This window comes from Mycoplasma sp. 4423, assembly GCF_054353855.1.
This window is the reverse complement of record NZ_JBTHHJ010000025.1, coordinates 1-6,345: the sequence shown is the minus strand read 5'-3', so window position 1 is coordinate 6,345 and position 6,345 is coordinate 1. Positions and strand designations below refer to the sequence as shown.

At 26.5% G+C, this 6,345-nt stretch carries 6 protein-coding genes; all 6 read left to right on the top strand.

The window, feature by feature from the left end; translation table 4 throughout:
• On the top strand, positions 1 to 1,300 hold a 1,300-nt coding region (locus ACXYRN_RS04090), incomplete at its 5' end, for a DNA methyltransferase (RefSeq protein ID WP_458607765.1).
• Positions 1,301 to 1,427: 127 nt separating this feature from the next.
• Entirely contained in the window at positions 1,428 to 1,796 is a 369-nt protein-coding gene (locus ACXYRN_RS04085; protein WP_458607764.1) for a hypothetical protein, read from the top strand.
• Positions 1,762 to 3,021 carry a site-specific DNA-methyltransferase gene (locus tag ACXYRN_RS04080; RefSeq protein ID WP_458607763.1) on the top strand — a complete coding sequence of 420 codons (1,260 nt, stop codon included), beginning with the start codon at positions 1,762 to 1,764 and terminating at the stop codon, positions 3,019 to 3,021. Before ACXYRN_RS04085 ends, ACXYRN_RS04080 begins: the two co-directional genes overlap by 35 nt.
• Before the next feature lie 26 nt (positions 3,022 to 3,047).
• Entirely contained in the window at positions 3,048 to 3,176 is a 129-nt protein-coding gene (locus ACXYRN_RS04075) for a hypothetical protein (RefSeq protein WP_435129165.1), read from the top strand.
• Between the two features lie 94 nt (positions 3,177 to 3,270).
• On the top strand, positions 3,271 to 5,718 hold the full coding sequence (locus ACXYRN_RS04070) for a DEAD/DEAH box helicase family protein (protein ID WP_458607762.1): 2,448 nt from the start codon (positions 3,271 to 3,273) through the stop codon (positions 5,716 to 5,718).
• 134 nt (positions 5,719 to 5,852) lie between these two features.
• The gene (locus ACXYRN_RS04065; RefSeq protein WP_458607761.1) at positions 5,853 to 6,299 is read left to right on the top strand and encodes a hypothetical protein; all 447 of its coding nucleotides are present in this window, start codon (positions 5,853 to 5,855) and stop codon (positions 6,297 to 6,299) included.
• Positions 6,300 to 6,345: the final 46 nt, after the last annotated feature.

Genomic DNA, 6,345 nt, shown 5'->3' with positions numbered 1-6,345 from the left:
GTGAAAACTATGATGCTTTAAAGAATTTAATAGTAATTGAGAGAGAGAGAGAGAGAGAGCGGGACTTACATATAATTACGATGTAATTTATATCGATCCTCCTTATAACACTGAAAGTTCTTTAAATGATGGTAATAAATTAGCAAATGATAAAGAAAATGTCGCTGCAAAAAGATTTATTTACCGTGATAAATACACCCGAAACGGGTGATTAAATATGATGAATGAAAGATTGAAATTAGCTAAAAAACTTCTCAAAGATGATGGAGTAATTTTTGTTTCAATCGATGATAATGAGCAGGCATATTTAAAAGTTTTAATGGATGAAATATTTGGAGAAGAGAATTTTGTAAGTTGTTTTATATGGCAAAAGAAATCTGGTGGTGGATTAAACTCAATTTTTTATGAAGGTCATGAATATATATTGGTTTATACAAAAAATATTAAAAATATTTCTCTTTCTGCTGAAAACAACACTCTTAGTGGTTTTAGAAAATATAGAAATAAAAACGGTGATGATATTTATATAAATGATGATATTATAAGAAATCAATTTGGTAAAAAAGATGGGACTTATAAGCATAGAAATAAAGCATATGAAGATTTATCACCAAAACAGAAAGAAGAATGAGATAAGCTTATTGATGATGTTAATTTTATGCTGGTACCTTTTAAAAAATTTCCTGGTAAGCATTTAGTCGCTAAAATATTTAATAACGAAAGAAAAGCTCCATATAGTATTATAAAACTACCATATACATTTATATCTGGTATATGAACAAAAGATGGTAACAATGATATAAGTGAAGTTAATTTAAAATTCCCAACACCAAAACCAATAGAATTAATAAAATATTTAATTTCATTAATTAATAAATCTAATTCTAGAATCCTAGACTTTTATGCTGGTTCCGGAACAACAGGTCATGCTGTTTTGGAACTAAATAAAAGCGATGGTGGTAATCGTTCTTATACACTAGTTACAAATAACGAAAATAATATTGCTATTGATGTAAATTATGAACGTTTATATAGAATAAATAAAGGTGTTGGAACAAAAGGTGAAAGTTTTGAATGAGTAAAGAATGAACCATATCAATCTAATTTAAATGTTTTTGAAATAGAACATATCGATATTAACCCAAACACAAAGCAAGATACTAAAGAAATTATTGAAAAACTTCTTGATGTATTAAAAGATTTTGGAATAAATAATCTTAATATAAACAATGAATCAGATGAAAAGAATTTATTAAATGATTTACTTGCTTTAAACCCACAAAATATAACAAACAAGTAATAAATTTTATCTTAGTTATTTTATAATCTTTAATTTGAAATTTAATTCGCAAAATAATCCATATATTCATCTCTTTAATCGTTTGTTAAATAATATGTAGTAAAATATTTAAATATTAAGGAGAATTATGAAAGCAGATATAAATTTAACACCATTACAACAAAAATATTTAGATGAAGTTAATAGAATTTCATCTAAACAACTAAATGCTGATCAAAAGAATTTAGCAATAGAAATAATTAAGAAATTTGATGAGAGTCGACTAGAATATGTTTTCCAGTTCATTGCTCAAAGAATCAAAATCGGATTTCGCTTTGATGCAGCACCAGAATCTAATACTCAAAGTATTGCTTTACTAAAAAGAAATGAAGAATTATCCTTTGATTTTAAAGAATCAAAGACAAAGGATAACACCCTAATTATAGGTGAAAACTATGATGCTTTAAAGAATTTAATAGTAATTGAGAGAGAGAGAGAGAGCGGGACTTACATATAATTACGATGTAATTTATATCGATCCTCCTTATAACACCGAAAGTTCTTATGAAGATGGGAACGGAATTGCAAACGACAAAGAAAATATTGCCGCAAATACCAAAGACTACCGTGATAAATATGCAAGAAACGGTTGATTAAACTTACTAAATGAAAGATTAAGATTAGCAAAGAAACTACTTAAAGAAGATGGGGTTATCTTTGTTTCAATCGATGATAATGAACAAGCGTATTTAAAAGTTTTGATGGACGAAATATATGGTGAAGAAAATTTTGTCGCTAATTTTATTTGAGAAAAAAATTATTCACCAAAGAATAATAATAAGTTTGTTTCCGTTAATCACGATTATATTTTATGTTATGCTAAGAATAAAGAAGAGTTAAAAAAATTTAATAGATTAAAAAGAAATGAAAAAATTAATTCGCGTTACAAAGGTAAAGACGAAATAGGATTTTATAAACTTACAGATTTAACTAAAAACTCAAAAAATAAATTTGATATCCACTGAAATAATAAAACTTATAAGTGTCCTGAAAATTCAGGTTGACTATTTAATAAAGAAAAAATATATGAACTTATAAAAGAAAACAGAATTGTTTTACCTGATGATGAAAATAAAAGACCAACATTAAAAAGATACTTGAATGAAGTTTCAGATCTTATTTCAAAAACTATATTGAACTTTGAAGTAGTGGGACATACTCACGAATCAAAAAACGAAATTAATGAAATTTTATATAAAAATGCTTTTGATACACCTAAACCTGTAAGGTTAATAAAATATTTAATAAAACTTGTTGAAAAAAGCGGCAATTCGCGCGTTCTAGACTTCTTTGCTGGTTCCGGAACCACAGGTCATGCTGTTTTAGATTTAAACAGAGAAGATGGTGGTAATAGAACATATACACTTGTAACTAATAATCAAAATGAAATAGCAAAAAGTGTTAATTATGAACGTTTATATCGAATCAACAATGGTGTCTCTACAGATAATCAAACTTTTGAATGAATCAACAAAAACAAACCTTATAAAACCAATTTAAATGTCTACGATATTGAATATATGGATGTTTCACCTGATACTAAGGATGAAACAGATAACATAATTAAAAAACTTATACAATTACTAAAAGATTTTGGTATACCTAATTTAGATATAAATAATCAAAATCATATAAAGAATTTATTAAATGATTTACTTTCTTTAAATCCACAAGAAAGATAAAGCATAAACAATACAAGGAGTCAAAAATGATTAAAGCATACAAAACAACCGAACTAAAAAATATTTTAGATAAAGAATTATTAACTAACGGAATCGATAGTGAAATGTTTTGATTAGCATATGAATATTCTAATTTAGAAAAAATGGTAAGCTAACTGAATATTTGATAATACAAGATAATAAATTATCCCTTTAAATGAAGAAGAATATCAACAAATTACAAAAACCAAAGAAAATTAAAGGAGAATAATGGAACTAACTAATTCACAAACAGAAGTTGTTAGCGAACTCACTTCTTATGCTATTTCAAGTTTAGAAAGCAATACAGTTGATTATCAAATTTTTAAAGCACCAACAGGTTCTGGTAAAACTTTTATGATTTTAAATTTTATCGATCATCTTGTTGAGTGATCAAAAGATAACCCTGAAGAAAAATTAGTATTTTATATAAATACTCTCTCAACTGCTTGTTTACCTCAACAACTTGAAAAGAGTTTTAATAATTACAAACAATACATCAAAAACAAAGACTTGGTAATCAAACGACTTGAATCCCCTTCTGCTAAAGCAAAAACTAAGAAGACCGAACAAACATTTGAGTTTTTTGCTGAAGAAAACAATGTTTTTATTGCTGGTAGTTCATCATTTACAGCCAAAAGTCTTTATACCATCTACGGAGCAGTAGATAAGTTTTTAGATCAAATTAGAAACAATAAATACAAACTTATCTACATCCGCGATGAAGCACACCACGGAGGAGATGCAGACATTAAAATCCGCGAATCTGAAGAAGAAAAGAATTATGAAGCCAAAATGCAATCAGCTGCCGCATTTGTGGTAAAAATGAGTGCTTCACCTAAGAGTGGTGAAAACTTAGTGGAACTTGAACATCAAAGTTTACAAAATGATAATATACAACTTTTAAAAACTAAAAAGAACTATAATGTCAACATTAGTAGTTTAGATGTTTTAGATGATGAAATCATTTTAAGAAAAGCTTGTGAAAAGTTTAAAGAAATCAAACAAAAATACAATGATAACATCAATCAACCCCACCTCATCGGAATCAATGCAGCGATGCTAATTCAAGTTAATAACGATAGCAAAGACAAAGAAAAAAGTGCAAAATTTAATCAAAACATCGATATGATTATCAAAGTATTAGAAGAAAATAACTTAAAATGAGTTAAATATTTTGATAACACTAAATCTGATTGTTTTACTGTAATAGATTCTAATATTAGATTAGCAGGTGGTGATACACTTTTTGATATCTCTAGAAATAATTCACCAGTTGATGTTATCATTTTCAAAATTGGACCCGCAACAGGATGGAATATTCCTAGAGCTTGTATGTTAGTGCAACTGCGTAATGTGTATTCAGGGACACTAAATACACAAACATTAGGAAGAATTAAAAGAAATCCTGTTCCTGTTGACAACTTACCAGCAAACAGTGCTGCATTAGAATACTATATTTATAGTAATGTAGACATTAAAGATCAACAATACCAAAAACTTGTTCTTAAGGATAAATATAAAAACAAAACCTTTATCTCTGGACATATAGAAAACTTTGTTAAATGAAATGAAGTTGATGAAAATGAATATCAAAAACAAGCTATCGATGAGATAAATAAGTTTTTAGTTGATGATTTTACAAAAGAATATCAAAATATACTAAATGAATTTAAGCAAAATAAATTTATTGTAGCTGAAAAAAGAGATTATGGTGATGGACACTTTGTTACATATAAGGTTAAAAATTTAATTGAAATTGAAATTTTTAACCTAAAAGAACTCAAAAAACATAAAGATTATTTAAATCAAAACATTAAAAAACACATCAATAATTTCTTTACTGAAAATAAACTTAATCAGCAAATCAATCACACAATGCTGTGATATCTATTTATTCAAATTAAATTACCAGTTTTTGTTAATTTAAAGAAAAGTTTAAAGAAACAAAAAAATGAACAAAATAACTTAGTTTTTACTGTTGATGACAAATTAACATTAAAAGAGCGCATCCAAATCTTACAAGAAGAGCGAACCCAAGAGATTTTTAATAATAATTATGCATATAAAAAAGAAAAACTTGATCCAAATCAAAAGGATTCAAATAAATTAGAACTTGTTTATGATTCAGTACCTGAGAAAATTTTTATCGAGAAGTTAAATGCTTGAGATAATAAACACTCTAAAGCAAAATCTGATGATAAAAATAATGTAGAAATTATGTTTACTAAAAACATTCCTTTTAAAGGAATTGGTTTTGAATACATCGCAGATCAGGAACTAAGAACATCTTTTGTTGATTTTATCATTAAATACAACAATCATGAAATACATATTGAAGTAAAAGCATTAAATCAAAATAACAGCACAACAAATGCTCCAGCAAAAACAGAATACATCAAAAATGCTTATAAAGAATATGTAGAAGCATACCAAAAACAAAAGACTAAAGAAAACAATAAGCACTTTAGTTTAATTATTGCTTATGTATCAACAGATCCTAAGAATCCTATTTATTTCAAAGGTTACAGTGATATTTATTCATTAAATAAAAAACTTAATGAATCAAAAGATCCAAAAGGTATTCCGATAGTTTTAGACACACTTTTAGAATGATCTGCTGATTCAAATGAACAAGATGTTGTGAATAATACACAACATAATAATCAATCTGCATAATGTATTTTTATCTCTTTTTCATTAGAATATGAAAATATACAAATTTTATTTCACAAATAAACAGAAAATTGCCCACATTTTTGGCTTTCTGTTTTTTTTTTTTTTTTGTTCTATCATTAAGAAAGAAAGGAACTATGTCAAGAAAATTAACCCTGTTTAAAATGAACTTATCAACTTTGGTGTTAAGTTCAGTAACTATGTTATTTTGATTAATAACAACTATTTTAATTTATACACCAGTAAATGCATATGGTAGACTTTCATATAACCCTGAATATGTCTTTACAAGCAGTATACCATATGCAGTATTTACAATTATGAACATCTTTATATATTTATCAGTTATAGCAATGTTGATATCAATTTTTGCAATTACATTGCAAGATGCTAAAAAAGATGAAACAATAGCAAAAACAAGAGCTTTTGCTATATCAAATTTTGCTTTGATTCTTATTGCACAACCTGTGTCTTGATTACCAGGTATATCAATTATCGGATTGCTTATTCAGGTTGCTATTACAGTTTTATTAGGTATATCAATGGTTAAATTAAAACCAGCAAAAGTGCACACACTAAAGTAGGACAAAAAGATTAACAATTAATTCTGTTAATCTTTTTGTTTTATTA